At 56.5% G+C, this 14,118-nt stretch carries 14 protein-coding genes; 4 read left to right on the top strand and 10 right to left on the bottom strand.

Annotated elements, in window-relative coordinates:
* The 5 genes from ACESQ2_RS12315 to ACESQ2_RS12295 all read right to left on the bottom strand — a co-directional run bounded on the left by ACESQ2_RS12315 (window position 1) and on the right by ACESQ2_RS12295 (window position 3,655).
* On the bottom strand, window positions 1-765 hold the full coding sequence (locus ACESQ2_RS12315; RefSeq protein ID WP_032750381.1) for a molecular chaperone: 765 nt from the start codon (window positions 763-765) through the stop codon (window positions 1-3).
* 18 nt (window positions 766-783) lie between these two features.
* A complete protein-coding gene (locus tag ACESQ2_RS12310) occupies window positions 784-1,302 on the bottom strand; it encodes a spore coat U domain-containing protein (protein WP_004852079.1) in 519 nt (172 codons plus the stop codon).
* Window positions 1,303-1,324: 22 nt separating this feature from the next.
* On the bottom strand, window positions 1,325-1,876 hold the full coding sequence (locus ACESQ2_RS12305; RefSeq protein WP_046878047.1) for a spore coat U domain-containing protein: 552 nt from the start codon (window positions 1,874-1,876) through the stop codon (window positions 1,325-1,327).
* A gap of 579 nt (window positions 1,877-2,455) precedes the next feature.
* Window positions 2,456-2,599 (bottom strand): Ecr family regulatory small membrane protein, encoded by a 144-nt coding sequence (locus ACESQ2_RS12300; protein WP_009651986.1) that lies wholly within the window; start codon window positions 2,597-2,599, stop codon window positions 2,456-2,458.
* A gap of 111 nt (window positions 2,600-2,710) precedes the next feature.
* Window positions 2,711-3,655: a VirK/YbjX family protein gene (locus tag ACESQ2_RS12295; RefSeq protein ID WP_373170560.1), complete on the bottom strand. Its 945-nt coding sequence runs from the start codon at window positions 3,653-3,655 to the stop codon at window positions 2,711-2,713.
* 164 nt (window positions 3,656-3,819) lie between these two features.
* Here ACESQ2_RS12295 and pphA point away from each other — a divergent pair, with 164 nt between their 5' ends.
* Complete coding sequence (gene pphA, locus ACESQ2_RS12290) at window positions 3,820-4,473, top strand: protein-serine/threonine phosphatase (RefSeq protein ID WP_025106137.1); 654 nt, start codon at window positions 3,820-3,822, stop codon at window positions 4,471-4,473.
* On the opposite strand, the gene ACESQ2_RS12285 is transcribed toward pphA, so the two are convergent.
* The 5 genes from ACESQ2_RS12285 to yebS all read right to left on the bottom strand — a co-directional run bounded on the left by ACESQ2_RS12285 (window position 4,470) and on the right by yebS (window position 10,511).
* Window positions 4,470-4,661, bottom strand: coding sequence for a YebW family protein (locus tag ACESQ2_RS12285; RefSeq protein ID WP_004122014.1), 192 nt, complete (start codon window positions 4,659-4,661; stop codon window positions 4,470-4,472). The genes pphA and ACESQ2_RS12285 overlap by 4 nt on opposite strands.
* 97 nt (window positions 4,662-4,758) lie before the next feature.
* Complete coding sequence (locus tag ACESQ2_RS12280; protein WP_004852069.1) at window positions 4,759-4,998, bottom strand: YebV family protein; 240 nt, start codon at window positions 4,996-4,998, stop codon at window positions 4,759-4,761.
* 115 nt (window positions 4,999-5,113) lie between these two features.
* Window positions 5,114-6,547 carry a 16S rRNA (cytosine(1407)-C(5))-methyltransferase RsmF gene (gene rsmF / locus ACESQ2_RS12275; RefSeq protein WP_071957332.1) on the bottom strand — a complete coding sequence of 478 codons (1,434 nt, stop codon included), beginning with the start codon at window positions 6,545-6,547 and terminating at the stop codon, window positions 5,114-5,116.
* A 78-nt stretch (window positions 6,548-6,625) separates the two neighbouring features.
* Window positions 6,626-9,259, bottom strand: a complete 2,634-nt coding sequence (locus ACESQ2_RS12270; RefSeq protein ID WP_025106139.1) for a PqiB family protein — start codon at window positions 9,257-9,259, stop codon at window positions 6,626-6,628.
* Window positions 9,228-10,511, bottom strand: coding sequence for a membrane integrity lipid transport subunit YebS (yebS, locus tag ACESQ2_RS12265; protein ID WP_025106140.1), 1,284 nt, complete (start codon window positions 10,509-10,511; stop codon window positions 9,228-9,230). Before yebS ends, ACESQ2_RS12270 begins: the two co-directional genes overlap by 32 nt.
* Window positions 10,512-10,643: 132 nt before the next feature.
* Here yebS and ACESQ2_RS12260 point away from each other — a divergent pair, with 132 nt between their 5' ends.
* From ACESQ2_RS12260 to prc, 3 genes are all read left to right on the top strand, one after another.
* Window positions 10,644-11,141 carry a GAF domain-containing protein gene (locus ACESQ2_RS12260; RefSeq protein WP_014229825.1) on the top strand — a complete coding sequence of 166 codons (498 nt, stop codon included), beginning with the start codon at window positions 10,644-10,646 and terminating at the stop codon, window positions 11,139-11,141.
* Between the two features lie 97 nt (window positions 11,142-11,238).
* Entirely contained in the window at window positions 11,239-11,922 is a 684-nt protein-coding gene (gene proQ, locus ACESQ2_RS12255; protein WP_004852059.1) for an RNA chaperone ProQ, read from the top strand.
* A 19-nt stretch (window positions 11,923-11,941) separates the two neighbouring features.
* Window positions 11,942-13,990, top strand: a complete 2,049-nt coding sequence (prc, locus tag ACESQ2_RS12250) for a carboxy terminal-processing peptidase (protein ID WP_014229824.1) — start codon at window positions 11,942-11,944, stop codon at window positions 13,988-13,990.
* Window positions 13,991-14,118 lie beyond the last annotated feature (128 nt).

The raw sequence follows: 14,118 nt of genomic DNA, 5'->3' as shown, positions 1-14,118 counted from the left end.
TTAACGATTCGCCGGAATTTCCACCGCCTGACCGTTATCCGTTAATTTCGCGAACAGATGCATTCCTGACGGCACGGAAGCGTTTCCGGCGCTCGGGAAACAGCTCTTTTTCTGCGCCAGAACGTAGCCGAGAAGACCATTAGCCTGGGGAATGCGCCCCTTACCGTTCGCGTTCGCCCAGTAAACCGCGCTGAGGCGCGCGTGCTGATTGCCTCTGTTTTCGATGCACAGCGTCTGGCGGTTATTTTGCTGCGAGAGCGACCAGCGCAGCGTGGCCCTTACCGGTTCGACTGAACCCGCGTTCTTTAGCGGCGTGACGCCCTGCCCATAGGTAAACAGCGGCAGGACATAGCGCATGCGCATTTTCAGCCCGGCGGCGTTCTGTTCCGTCTGCGCCGCGGGTTGCGCGGCAGGGATCTCATCGATAACAATGCGATAGGACTGCTCTTTGCCGTTTGCGATGGGGGCGACGCGCATGAGCCGCACCAGCTGGCGCTGCCCCGGCGCTACCGTGGTAAAAGGCGGGCTGGCGACAACATCCCGCTGATCGGCGTAGACGTCCGCTGATGCTTTTTGATCCCAGGCAAACACGCGCAGCTGCAAATTAACCGGCGCGCTGCCGCGATTCTCCAGCCACAGTTCAGACCCTGTTTCATGGCTTTCGATCGTTTGAAATATCGGCCATACCAGAACGGAGCTGGCGGCCAGCACGGATGAGGGAAGCAATAAAGCGAATATAAACGGCGCAAATCTACAGCGAATCATAGTTAACCTGTGAATTATCTAATAGGTCAGCGTGACGGTGACCGTGTCGGTATAGGAGCCCACCGCCGGGAAGCCATTCGTGGCAAAAAGGCGGCCATAAACCGTGTAGGTTTGCGTGGTGCTCGGAAAGGATGCGACGCTCAGGGCCAGCGTACTGCTGCCCCAAACGTTAGCGCGGTTGGCGTCTTGATAAAGCTGGTACGCCAGCGTGCTGCTGTTGCCGTTCGACATGTAGCGCTGAGTGGCTGAGCCGCCGTTGACGCCATAGTCGAGGGCGATTGAAATAGCGGTGCCGGGCGTGCAGGTCACGATGATGGAACCTGCGCCGGCGGTACTCGCGACATCCACGTTGCTGTAAAGCGATGACAGGGTGCCAAAATTCAGCGTGCCGAAGTCCGTCGTTTGGGAGCCGTCCCCGGCGCCCAGCGCGCAGCCAGCGGTTATCTGCGCGGAGACTTTGAACGTCTTTTGGGCAACGGCGGCATGGGCGCCCGAGGTAAAAAGCAGAAGTAATGTAAGCCACTCTGGTCGAAGCATGACGCCCATTTTCCTTATGCGGTTACCAGGCTAAGGTCGCGGTGACAATGTCGTCATACACATCGGCTGTCGGCGCGTTGACGCTCTGGTCTTCGGGGCGAATGCGGGCAAAAACAGGAATCGCCTGTGGATTCCCTGTGCCAACGATAGGTATCGTGCCGCCAGGCAGGATTTCGTTATTGCGGGCGGCATCCGAATAGAGCCGATAGGCAATCTGCTGGGTGCCACCGGCGTTTTTCATATAGCGCAGCGCAGCATCGCCAGACTGGCCGCCGTCAAGCGTCAGGGTCGAGGCAAGATCCTCGGTGCAGGTCACGGTTAGGGCGCTTCCGCCGCCGCTGCCGGTGATCTCCGCATCAATGGAGTTGGCTAAATCGCCATAGGAGCCGAAATTAATGTTGCCCCAGCGGTTGTTTTCGCCATTGCGGACATTCGATACGCTGCATCCGCTGCCGAGCGTCACCTGGACGCCAATCTGGCCGCTTAAGGTTCCCGCTGCAGAAGCCGGTTGAAGAATAACTATGGCGCTCAGTAAGCCGCCCAGGAGACTGCGCGAGATCGTTGTGACGTTCATAGAGAACCTCTTAGTGGAAAGCCGCTGAAGAAAAACAACAATGTAGCGATAGACGTTGGTCACCGATTAAGTGCCGCGGTTTTGTTGGTTAACGTATAACTACTCCTGCTAGATATGTGTAATTTTGTATTTATGGCTGGTTATGTGTTTTTTATTGGATTGTTGTTCTGTATTTATGCCTTTTATGTGGATGAAAACTCTTTTTGTTAATTAATTGTTGGTGTTATGTTTTTTAATTGTGTTTTGAAGGGGCGTGAAAATAGGGCGATTTTTTCTTAAATCACAATCTGGCGCAAAGTTTGCAACAAAAAATCTGGACAAAAAGGCGGGTATAGACACTGGAGGTGCCGTTGAGCAAGGGCGAGGAGAAAACACCTGCACAAAATCAGGCCCATAGTGCAGGTGAACTTTACGGGCCAACATCGGAAGTGACCCAGTATACACATTTGTATGACAAATGAAATAATAGATAAGAGACGGTTTTTCACTTTTTTGGCGGTTATTCTTCTGATCGCGCTATGGGTTATTGTCAGGGAGGCGAAGGGGGCGAACGACGGCGTGAAAATAATGGGCAACGATTTATTCTGGCGCCACAAAAGAGGGGTACAGCCATGTTTCCAGAAAGCTCACCAGAAACCATATTTGTCCGCTAAAAATAAACCACAGAGCAGCGGTCAAAATAATCAACAGGATAGCCAGCAGGAGTAATTCTGTTTTGCTCATAACTTCACTAGCCGTCCGCAAGGAGTACAACGAAGTTATGATAGTAACTAAAGCGCCGTTGAAGATGCAAACGCCGTTGTGCTAAACGGCGTTGGCGAAGCGGCGGGAGAGCTAATCCATGAGTATCGCCATCTGAGCGGCCATATCATCCAGCAGCTGGAAGCGGCGACGATATTCGGCGCGTTTCTTACTGGCGATGCTCTCAAGCGTCTTTCTTTCCAGCTGCAGCGGCAGGCGCCAGCGCCAGGCGCCGTCGGCGACCCCATCGATAGAGTGCCAGAACTCGTTATAGCTGGCGTGAAAATGGCGCCCTTTACTCAGCCGATAGCGCAGCGCGCGGAAGACGTGGCCGCTGTCGCTGACCCCGTAAATGTGATGAATGTTGCAACGCGCCGCCATTAACCAGATAAATTCCATCAGCAGGCGTTTCGGGAACAGGCCGTAACAGGCGCGGGTCGCCCGTTTAATCACTTCGTGCGGAACGGTGCTGCGCGGTCCCTGCAGGCCGCCGATAGTCAACTGCCATTGCTCCTGCTGGCGGGTGACGCTAAAGGTCGCGCTGGCAAGCACAATCTCATCGCTATCGCGCAGCCACAGCGTCGTTTCGCCCTCGCGTTCGGCTTTGCCCGCCGAGGAAGCGGAGAGCGTAAACCGGCAGTCGTCTTTGCCTGTCAGCTCAAGCAGCGGCACATCTTTCGCGGCGGTCATGGCCCCGGCGAGGCGCGAGGCGCCCAGGGAATCAACGAACTGATAGTGGCTGATAATGGCCTGAGCGCGCTGGCTGGCGTTTAACCCGCGGGTTAAATACTGGCGATGGACTTTACCCGGCAGCGTCACCTGAGCGGCGAGCAGCTGATTGAAATCCGCACGCGCCGACAGGCTCTCCAGCATGCTGCGCGTTGGCGCATAAAATAATGCCGTGCGCAGTAAAAACTTAAGCCGGTAATGACGTTGTTGCCAGATGGGGGCGGGGGTGATCCGGCCCATCACCAGATCGGCAATGAGATTTGGGCGTCGCTCAACTACGCTGGCTGAATGCAGGCTGTTATCCGTCACGATGAATACCTCGGTGTTATTTAGCCTCTATTCTATGGATATATCGTGGGGAGCTTAATGCCCGGCCGGACTATATTTGGCTTTCGTTTAAAATCGATTGAGGTGCCAATTTACGGGCGGTGAAGCCGCAGGGTTTTCCTATAATTATGCGAGGAGGACGAAATATGTATCAGCGTATTTACGGTTGCGACTGGCGTAATATCTGGCTGGTGGGCGACCTGCACGGCTGTTTCGCACGCCTGATGGCGGCCCTTCGTGAGCGCAAGTTTGACCCTTACCAGGATCTGCTTCTTTCGGTGGGCGATCTGATCGATCGTGGGCCACAAAGCGCGGAGTGTCTGGATTTACTGCGCTATCGCTGGGTTTACGCGGTGCGTGGAAACCATGAACAGATGGCGCTGGAGGCGCTTGCCGACGGCGATATGAGGCTCTGGGAGATGAACGGAGGCGACTGGTATACGCAGCGTGCGGCGAGCCAAAAGCAACGCCTTACGGCGCTTATTGCCCGCTGCCGCCGACTGCCGCTGATTATTGAACTCCACAGCGGTGAGCAGGTGCACGTGATTGCCCACGCTGATTACCCCGCCGCGGTTTATCGCTGGCAGCGCGTTGTTGATGAGCACCAGGTGCTGTGGCGTCGGCAGCGTCTCACTGACCATCTCGCCGGGCGTCACGGGGCGATTGCCGGCGCTGACCATTTCTGGTTCGGCCATACGCCGCTGAAACGACGCTACGACAGCGATAACCAGCACTATATCGATACGGGGGCCGTGTTTGGTGGAGAGCTAACCCTGGTGGCGCTACAGCTGGCAGGCTAAAAATCGCTGTATTCTCGGGCGGGAAGCCAGAAACTATCGATAAAATCTTCTACCGGAAAGCAGCCGCCGTGGCGTATCCGCTGATCGTCCATGGCCGTTGTGCACTGCCGCTCGTTATCGTAAACATCGACAACGATATCTTCACAGCCGCCGTCCAGGTAACAAATAAACAGCACTAAGGCAAACATCCGAGCCTCATATCCTGAAAAACATAGCGTTAAGTGTAGGAGATGACGGAGAAGCGGGGAAATAAATAACCCGTCTCAGGCGACGGGTTCAATTGAGTCAGGCGAGGCGCATGACCCAGGCATCGGACTGGCGATCGTAGTGCTTACGGTAGAGGACGGAATGTTCACCATCAAGTATGGCGGGTACGCTGGTATCCGCGTCCCATGCATCAAGCTGCATGCATAAATCCGGATCGGATTTACAGGGGATGCTTAACGTTCGCTCTCCCTGCTGTTCGCCGTGCAGTTCGGCGTCGTCTATCTCAAACGCGCCGATACGTACGTTAGTTTTGGCCATAAATTCACCCCGTTTGTCTGCTGAGTTGTGGTACGACCAGTTAAGGCCGCCATTTTTCAGCGTAGACAAACGGGCGTAAAGCGCCAGTGAAAAAATGCTGTTTTTCGACGCGCCATCACGCTTTTTTGCTAAAAAGCTTACCGTCACGCACCAGTTCGCGGGGATAGCTATTTTTTAAACGCGACCCGACTTTTTTCGCCAGCCCGATCGGCGCGCCCTGATAGGTGACAATCGCATCATCCTTCTGCGGGAGCGTTTCAGGATAGATATCGCGACCGCGATACCACTCTTCCGCTTCGGCCTCCGTCAGCGCCAGGGGAGCGGCCGGCGCGGCAAGCGCAATCACCGCTTCGTGCTGCCAGCGGTAGCCTTTGTTATGGGTTTCGGCGAGCCGGATGCCGATGCGGGAAAAGCGCACTTTGCCGAATAACGCTTCGAGCGCCTGTGGGAATAACCAGATTTCTTTATCGCGCTGCCAGAGCGTATGGTCGGCGGTCCACTGCAAACCGACGGCGGCGGCGGCGGCAATTACGGCGGCGGATTCGCGGGTTTTAAGCGGCGTGAAGGGGAATTTCCCCACTTTATAACCCGGCGCCGGGAGAGGATCGATGGCCGCGGTTTTACGTAAACGGGCGACGAAGAACCCTTCGCAGTCAAAAATTTGCGGGAAGACGTGCAGGAAGCCCTCCTCGGTGAGGGCTTCGCTGGCCTGCGGGAACAGTGAGCCGAGCGGCAAGACTTCTACCGCCTGCGGATAGCGCGCCAGCAGCCCGTTGACCACCTCTTCGTTTTCTTGCCGGTTCAGGGTACAGGTGGAGTAAACCAGCGTCCCGCCGGGGCGAAGGGCGTGAAACGCGCTGTCAATCAGCTCGTGCTGGGTCACCGCAATTTCCGCGTTGCTTTCCGGCGACCAGTTTTTCAGCGCATCGGGATCTTTACGTACTACCCCTTCGCCGGAGCAGGGGGCGTCGAGCAGGATCGCGTCAAAGCATTCCGGCAGCGCGGCGCCGAATACCCGACCATCGAAATGGGTCAGCGCCACGTTGCTGATTCCACAGCGGCTGATGTTGGCGTGCAGGACTTTAACCCGGCTGGCGGAATATTCATTGGCCAGAATGCCGCCTTCGTTACCCATGCGGGCGGCGATTTGCGTGGTTTTAGAACCCGGCGCGGCGGCGACGTCCATCACCCGCTTCGGCATCTGGCCGTCGGCAAACAGCGCGGCGACCGGCAGCATGGAGCTGGCTTCCTGAATGTAAAACAGCCCGCTAAGGTGCTCGGCCGTGCTGCCCAGCGGCAGGTCGTCTTCATCTTCACGCTCGATCCAGAAACCCTCTTCGCACCACGGAACCGGCGTGAGCTGCCAGCGGTAGGGGGCGACCAGCTGCAAAAAATCAGCCACCGTGATTTTCAGCGTATTGACGCGAATGCTTCGCCGCAGCGGGCGCTGGCAGGCGGCGATAAAGTCGTCAAAAGAGAGATGCGTCGGCATTGCCGCACGCATTTGAGCGAGGAATTCTTCAGGAAGATAGACAGCGTTTTGAGCCACGGGGAGCGCACCACAACGAAAAAAGGGGGCGTAGTTTACCATAAAGGCTCCGGCGGCGGACACCGGAGCCTGTTATGCTTAGCGCGGCAGGGCGGTGCCCCATTCGCGCCACTCTTTCGGTTCGCTCTCCAGCAGCAGGAAGTGTTTGCCATCCTGCGCTTTCGGCGCCAGCGGCGTACCCGGAGGCGTCGCAAACGCGATGCCGCCGCGAATGAACTGATTAAAGGTACCGGTTTTCACCACCCCGCCAATCAGGCCAAAGTCGAGGCTATAGCCGGAAGCCAGCCAGAATACCGAGTTGTTGCGCACCAGATACTGATAACGCTTGCTGATACGCAGCTGTACCATCACGCGATCCGACATCGAACCGAGCATCAGACCGGTCACCGTGCCGACTTCGAGCCCGCGGAATAGCACCGGCGTGCCGATACCCAGCGAACCCGCTTCCGGTACTTCGACGATAATGCTCAGGCCGTCGATATAACGTGAATCGCTGATCGTGGTTTCCTGAATTTCGAAATCACGGCGCGGCGCACCGCGTCCCGGCTCGACGTTGATATAGGCCTGGAAAAGGGTATCCAGATGTTCAACGCCCGCCGCGGATATCTGCGGCGTAATCACCGAGAAACGCGTCCCGGCGCGGGCAAAGGTATTGACGTATTCCGGGTAGAGAACCGCTTTCGCCTGCACTTCGTTTTTCGCGGTAATTAAATTCAGCGACTGGATCTGGCCAATATCAATCCCCAGGTAGCGAATTGGCATCCCTTCGGCGATTTTACCGGCGTCGAAGGCGTGCAGGGTTATCTGCCCACCCACCGCGCGGGCGGCGGTTTCTGACGCATACAGCACGCGTTTGTTATCGATCCGCGCGCTGGCGCTGGCGCCGCTGAGGTTATCAAAGCTAATCGCGCCCTTCAGCGCGCGGGAGAGCGGGGATGCCTGTACCGTCAGGCCGCTACCGTTAAGCTGCACTTTCGCGCCGCCCTCGGCCCAGAACACGCTGTTGCTGGTCAGCAGATGGCGATACTCCGGCTTGATATGGATATTGATCTCAAAGGCGTTCTTGCGCGGCTGCACGGTGATGATTTCCCCGACCGCAAATTTACGGTACAGCACCACGGAGCCTGCCTGCACATCCGGCAGCGTCTCGGCTGAGAGCGTAAGCGTGGTGGTCGGCAGATCGCTCATGCTGTTTTCCAGCGCCTTTTCCTGGTTCGCGTACAGCGGATAGCGGCTTTGCATCGCCCCTTTGTCGCCCGGGATAACGCGGATCCCGCCGCTGACCCATTCGCTGGCGCTGGCCCCGAGGAACTCCACGCCATCGATGCCGACTTTAACGTCGATGCGGCTGTTGACCACGAATTTGCTATCGCCGCGTACCAGAGAACGGTACTCCGGCATCACCGCCACCTGGAACGTGACGCCATCGGCGTTCAGCTTGCGCTCCAGAACCTGGCCAATCTGCACGCCGTGCAGAATCAGCGGCTGCCCGGCGTCGATGCCGTAGCTTTCCGGCGCGGTGAGCGTGACGGTCGCGACATCCGGTTCTTCCAGAATGGATTTATCGGCAGGCAGCACCGCAAACTGGTTGCGGGGTTCACCCTCGCCGGGGACCAGCTCGAAGGTGGTGCCGGTCAGCAGGGCGCTGACGCTGGGGTTATCCAGCGAGATTTTTGGCTTCTTCATCTGAATCAGCGTCTTCTCGCGCAGCAGGCTGACGACGCTCGGGTCGACGGTCATTTCGCCGGTCACTTTCCCGTCGCCATTGAGATTCAGCTTACTGAGCTGGCCGACCTCCAGGCCCTGGTACATCAGCGGCGTAGAGCCCGCTTTTAAGCCTGCGCCATCCGGGAGATCCAGTTTAACCACCACGCCGCGCTGGCTGTGCGCCAGGTCTTCGTATAAGTGATAGTCCGTGTTTTGCTGAGCCTGTGGAGAATCATCCGGGGAATCAAAGGCGATAGCGCCGTTCACCAGCGCCGAGAGGCTGTCCAGCTGGACTTTCGCTCCGCTCAGGCTGACGTCCGCCTTCACGCCGGATACGTTCCAGAAACGGCTCTCTTTTTTCACCAGGTTAGTGAAACGCCGCTCGATCAGCACATCAATGGTGACGCCCTGATTGTTCGGATTAATGGCGTAGTCATATACCCGGCCGACCGGAATCTTACGGAAGTAGACCAGCGAGCCGCTGGTTAACGAACCCAAATCCGCTGACTTGAGATGAATCATCAGCTCGCCGTTATTGATGTGGTACTTCGGCTGGGTATCGAGGGCGACAAAGTGATCCTCGGGCTCGCCCTGGCCGGGCATCATGCCGATATAGTTACCGCCCACCAGCGCATCCAGGCCGGACACGCCAGCAAGCGAGGCTTTCGGCGTCACCAGCCAGAACTGCGTCTCCTTGCGCAGCGCATCTTTCATATCGCCCTTGACGCTGGCGGAAACCTCAATTTTGCTCAGATCTTTACTCAGCGAGATGTTCTCCACCGTACCGACTTCTACCCCCTGATAGCGGATAGGCGTGCGGCCAGGAACGATACCGTTAGCGGACTGGAAGTCGATAACGATCGTCGTACCGCGATCCTGGTAGCTGGTCCATATCAGCCAGCCGGCAATCAGCAGCGCGATGACCGGCAGCAGCCAAAATGGCGAGATACGGCGTTTAGTTTTAATTTTGGCTTCAGTCGGCGAAGCGGGCGTTTCCTGACTCATGTGCGTCCCAAAGTAAGCGGCTGTCCAGCCATTCAACAGCAAGGATAGTTAATATTACCGCGGCGCCAAAATAGACCGCGGCGGGCCCCATCGTAAACGCGAGGAGCTGATCGCGGTTGATCAGCGACATGGTTAATGCGATGACAAAAAGATCCAACATAGACCAGCGGCCGATCCAGGTAATCAGCCGCAGTAGCAGGATGCGGGTACGTAATCCCTGTTCACACTTGAATTGTATGCTGACCAGCAGCGTAAACAATACAATTACTTTGGTGAATGGGACCAGAATACTGGCGATGAACACGACGCCGGCGATAGCGACGTTGCTGCTGGCCAGCGACATAATGCCGGAAAGGATGGTGTCATCCTGACGCGCGCCGTTGACGTAGATAATCGAGATCGGCAGCAGGTTGGCAGGCAGCAGGAAAACCATTGACGCAATCAGCGCAGCCCAGCTCTTTTGCAGGCTCTGGCGGCGTCTGTGGCGCAGGGGAGTGTGGCAGCGACGGCAGCGGCCGCGCGAATCGCGATGGCCGGTATAATGGCAGCCGAGGCAAACCTGCAGGTTTTCATCCGGCCGCAGCGCCGGGCGCTGGGGGTAAAAACGCTCCCAGAGCTCCTCAACGTTCATATGGATAAGCGTCAGGATACTGAGCAGGGTGAGGGAGATATAGGCGATAAGCCCGATGCCCGGCTGCAGGAAGGCGTAATCCTGCACCTTAATGGAGGCGACGCCGATGCCGACCAGGTAAATATCCAGCATCACCCACTCTTTGAGCCGCTCCAGCATCAGCAGTATCGGGCGCAGATTCATGCCCAGCACGTTGCCCAGCCACAGATAGGCGATTGAGACCACCAGCAGCACCGGCGCCACGACCGCGCAAAACAGCACCATCGCCGCCGTGAGCGGATCGCCCTGGCCGGTCATTTGCCAGATGCCCTGAAGGACGTTAGCGTCGATACGCACGCCCAGCAGATGCAAACGCAGCAGCGGTTCGCTCCAGGCAAAAGGCATCAGCAGCAGCATCGCGATTGCCATGCTGCCCAGCCGGGTAAGCGACCAGTCGCGGCCATCGCGCACTTTGGCGTTGCAGCGGGGACACCAGGCGCTTTGATTCTTTTTTAGGACCGGTAAACGAAACAGCAGGTCGCACTGCGGACAGCGCTGATAGTGAGCGTGCTCAACGGGGGCGCTGACCGAGTAGACGACCATTTTTTTTGCTGGCGTAATCCTGGGTGTTTTTAGTGGCATTTATAGCTTACAGAAATGAGTGTATCTCTCTATCTTAACTCAGGAATGAATTCATCTTGAGCATGAATGCATTTAAAGCTTATTTTATTAGGCTGTAAGTGTAAGGTAGTAAGACAACTAAGCGACCAAATAATGAACAAATCAGAATTCTACGCGGATTTGAACCGCGATTTTCAGGCGTTAATGGCAGGCGAAACCAGTTTTCTGGCGATGATTTCAAATACCAGCGCGCTGCTGTTCGAGCGGCTGACCGACGTGAACTGGGCCGGTTTCTATCTTCTGGAAGGTGACACGCTGGTGCTTGGCCCGTTCCAGGGCAAGCTGGCCTGCGTGCGGATTCCGGTCGGACGCGGCGTATGCGGGACTGCCGTCGCGCAGAATCGCGTGCAGCGGGTAGAGGATGTTCACGCGTTTGATGGGCACATCGCCTGTGACGCCGCCAGTAATTCGGAAATTGTCTTCCCGTTACGGGTGAACAATCAAACTATCGGCGTCCTGGATATCGATAGCACGGCGCATTCCCGCTTCACCGCTGAAGATGAGCAGGGACTGGCAGAACTGGTCGCGCATCTGGAAAAACTCATTTCTGCGACTGATTATCAAAAAATATTCACCCGCGTCGCAGGATAATCAACGGATAACGTAGCATTTACCGATGACGTCATTATAATGACGCCTGTTCATGCCTGCGGCTTGTTGGCTACGTCCGTTGTAATCAGGAAATTTCATGGAAAATCAACCTAAGTTGAATAGCAGTAAAGAAGTCATTGCGTTTCTGGCCGAACGTTTCCCTCAGTGTTTTAGCGCTGAAGGCGAAGCTCGCCCCCTGAAAGTCGGTATTTTTCAGGATCTCGTTGAGCGCGTTGGCGGAGAGATGAATCTCAGCAAAACCCAACTTCGCGCTGCTTTGCGTCTTTATACTTCGAGCTGGCGCTACCTGTACGGCGTTAAGCCTGGCGCAGTCCGCGTTGACCTTGATGGCAACCCGTGCGGCGAACTGGAAGAGCAGCACGTCGCTCATGCCCGTCAGCAGCTTGAAGAAGCAAAAGCCCGCGTCCAGGCGCAGCGCGAAGCGCAGCAGGCCAAAAAACGCGAAGCCGCTGCCGCAGCAGGCCAGCCGGAAGAGGGGGCACGTCGCGAGCGTAAACCGCGTCCTCAGCCTCAGGCGCGTCGTAAAGACGGCGCTGAGCAGCGTAAACCTCGCCCGGCAGCAGCAGCCAAAGCGCCGCGCGAAGAGCGTCATACCCCTGTATCAGATGTGTCTGTATTGACCGTTGGCCAGGCACTGAAGGTGAAAGCAGGCAATAATGCAATGGACGCCACCGTCCTGGAAATCACCAAAGATGGCGTTCGTGTACAGCTGACTTCTGGTATGTCAATGATTGTACGCGCAGAACACCTGGTGTTCTGAAACGGAGGCCGGGCCAGGCATGAACAAATTCTTTAAGCTCACCGCGTTGGCGGGCCTGCTGGTAATCGCAGGCCAGTCGTTCGCCGTGGACGATATCACCCGGATCGATCAAATCCCCGTGCTGAAAGAAGAGCCGCAGCACGCGACGGTGAGCGAGCGCGTCACATCGCGCTTTACCCGCTCTCACTACCGGCAGTTCGATCTTGATAATGCCTTTTCGGCAAAAATTTTCGATCGCTACCTGAACCTGCTCGACTACAGCCATAACGTGCTGTTAGCCAGCGACGTGGCCCAGTTTGCCGCGAAAAAGAATCAAATCGGCGATGAGCTGCGCAGCGGGAAGCTGGACGTTTTTTACGACCTGTATAACCTGGCGCAGAAGCGTCGATTTGAGCGTTATCAATATGCATTGAAAGTGCTGGAACGTCCGATGGACTTTACCGGCAATGACAACTTCAACCTTGACCGCAGCAAGTCTCCCTGGCCGAAAGATGAGGCCGAGCTGAATGCGCTGTGGGATGCCAAGGTGAAGTTTGATCAGCTCAGCCTCAAGCTGGCTGGCAAAGATGATAAAGAGATTCGCGAGACCCTAACCCGTCGCTACAAGTTTGCCATTCGCCGTCTGGCGCAAACCAATAGTGAAGACGTTTTCTCGCTGGCGATGACCGCCTTTGCGCGTGAAATCGACCCGCATACGAACTATCTCTCTCCGCGCAATACCGAACAGTTCAACACCGAAATGAGCCTGTCTCTCGAAGGTATCGGCGCGGTACTGCAGATGGATGACGACTACACGGTGATCAACTCACTGGTGGCCGGTGGTCCTGCGGCGAAGAGTAAATCCATCAGCGTGGGCGACCGTATCGTTGGCGTTGGGCAGCCGGGTAAAGGCATGGTTGATGTCATCGGCTGGCGTCTTGATGATGTCGTGGCGCTGATTAAAGGTCCCAAGGGCAGCAAGGTTCGTCTGGAAATTCTCCCGGCGGGTAAAGGCGCGAAAACGCGGATTGTGACCCTCACGCGCGAACGCATTCGTCTTGAAGACCGCGCGGTTAAGATGTCAGTCAAAACCGTCGGCAAAGAGAAGGTTGGCGTGCTGGATATTCCGGGTTTCTATGTTGGCCTGACGGACGACGTCAAGGTTCAGCTGCAGAAACTGGAGAAACAGAACGTTAGCAGCATCGTTATCGATCTGCGCAGCAACGGCGGCGGGGCGCTGACCGAAGCGGTTTCGCTTTCTGGCCTGTTTATTCCATCCGGCCCGGTTGTCCAGGTTCGCGATAATAACGGTAAGGTGCGTGAAGACAGCGATACCGACGGCGTGGTGTACTACAAAGGCCCGCTGGTGGTGCTGGTCGACCGTTTCAGCGCCTCGGCTTCTGAAATTTTCGCCGCCGCGATGCAGGACTATGGCCGAGCGCTGATCGTCGGTGAGCCGACCTTTGGCAAGGGGACCGTCCAGCAGTATCGTTCGCTGAACCGCATTTACGATCAGATGCTGCGCCCTGACTGGCCGGCGCTGGGGTCCGTACAGTACACCATCCAGAAATTCTACCGTATTAACGGCGGGAGTACTCAGCGCAAGGGTGTGACGCCAGACATCATGATGCCGACCGGAACCGAAGAGCGTGAAACCGGCGAGCAGTATGAAGATAACGCGCTGCCGTGGGATAGCGTCAATGCGGCAACCTTCGTGAAGTATGGTGACCTGACGCCGTTCGGACCCGAGCTGCTGAAGCGCCACGATGCCCGTATCGCCAAGGATCCTGAGTTCCAGTACATCATGAAGGACATTGCTCGCTATAACGCGATGAAAGACAAACGCAACATCGTCTCCCTGAATTACGCGCAGCGTGAAAAGGAGAATGAAGAAGATGATGCAATTCGTCTGGCCCGCGTTAACGATCGCCTGAAACGCGAAGGCAAGCCGCTACTGAAAAAACTGGAAGATCTGCCGAAGGATTACCAGGAGCCTGACCCGTATCTTGATGAAACGGTTCATATTGCGCTCGACCTGGCCCATGAGGAAAAGGATCGGCCAGCGGTCGAGCCTCCGGCCAGTAAATAATCCCCCAACGGGCACACTAAGTTGTGCCCGTTTTTCTTTCTCGCCTTTCCCAACGTTCATTGCCTGATTTCAACAAAATGTCAACGCTTTTGCCCAGCGTCAGCAATATGCTACAAAATGTAAAGTTG

Origin of the sequence: Klebsiella sp. Q11 (assembly GCF_964241505.1) — a bacterium.
GTDB classification, from domain to species: domain Bacteria; phylum Pseudomonadota; class Gammaproteobacteria; order Enterobacterales; family Enterobacteriaceae; genus Klebsiella; species Klebsiella michiganensis.
This window is presented reverse-complemented; position numbering and strand designations above follow the sequence as displayed.

Coding starts and splice junctions, on each gene's coding strand:
- ACESQ2_RS12310 (WP_004852079.1), bottom strand. CDS start 1,302: ATGCTTCGACCAGAGTGGCTTACATTACTTCTGCTTTTTACCTCGGGC.
- ACESQ2_RS12305 (WP_046878047.1), bottom strand. CDS start 1,876: ATGAACGTCACAACGATCTCGCGCAGTCTCCTGGGCGGCTTACTGAGC.
- ACESQ2_RS12300 (WP_009651986.1), bottom strand. CDS start 2,599: ATGAGCAAAACAGAATTACTCCTGCTGGCTATCCTGTTGATTATTTTG.
- proQ (WP_004852059.1), top strand. CDS start 11,239: ATGGAAAATCAACCTAAGTTGAATAGCAGTAAAGAAGTCATTGCGTTT.
- ACESQ2_RS12270 (WP_025106139.1), bottom strand. CDS start 9,259: ATGAGTCAGGAAACGCCCGCTTCGCCGACTGAAGCCAAAATTAAAACT.
- prc (WP_014229824.1), top strand. CDS start 11,942: ATGAACAAATTCTTTAAGCTCACCGCGTTGGCGGGCCTGCTGGTAATC.
- ACESQ2_RS12315 (WP_032750381.1), bottom strand. CDS start 765: ATGATTCGCTGTAGATTTGCGCCGTTTATATTCGCTTTATTGCTTCCC.
- ACESQ2_RS12280 (WP_004852069.1), bottom strand. CDS start 4,998: ATGGCCAAAACTAACGTACGTATCGGCGCGTTTGAGATAGACGACGCC.
- ACESQ2_RS12260 (WP_014229825.1), top strand. CDS start 10,644: ATGAACAAATCAGAATTCTACGCGGATTTGAACCGCGATTTTCAGGCG.
- pphA (WP_025106137.1), top strand. CDS start 3,820: ATGTATCAGCGTATTTACGGTTGCGACTGGCGTAATATCTGGCTGGTG.
- ACESQ2_RS12285 (WP_004122014.1), bottom strand. CDS start 4,661: ATGTTTGCCTTAGTGCTGTTTATTTGTTACCTGGACGGCGGCTGTGAA.
- yebS (WP_025106140.1), bottom strand. CDS start 10,511: ATGCCACTAAAAACACCCAGGATTACGCCAGCAAAAAAAATGGTCGTC.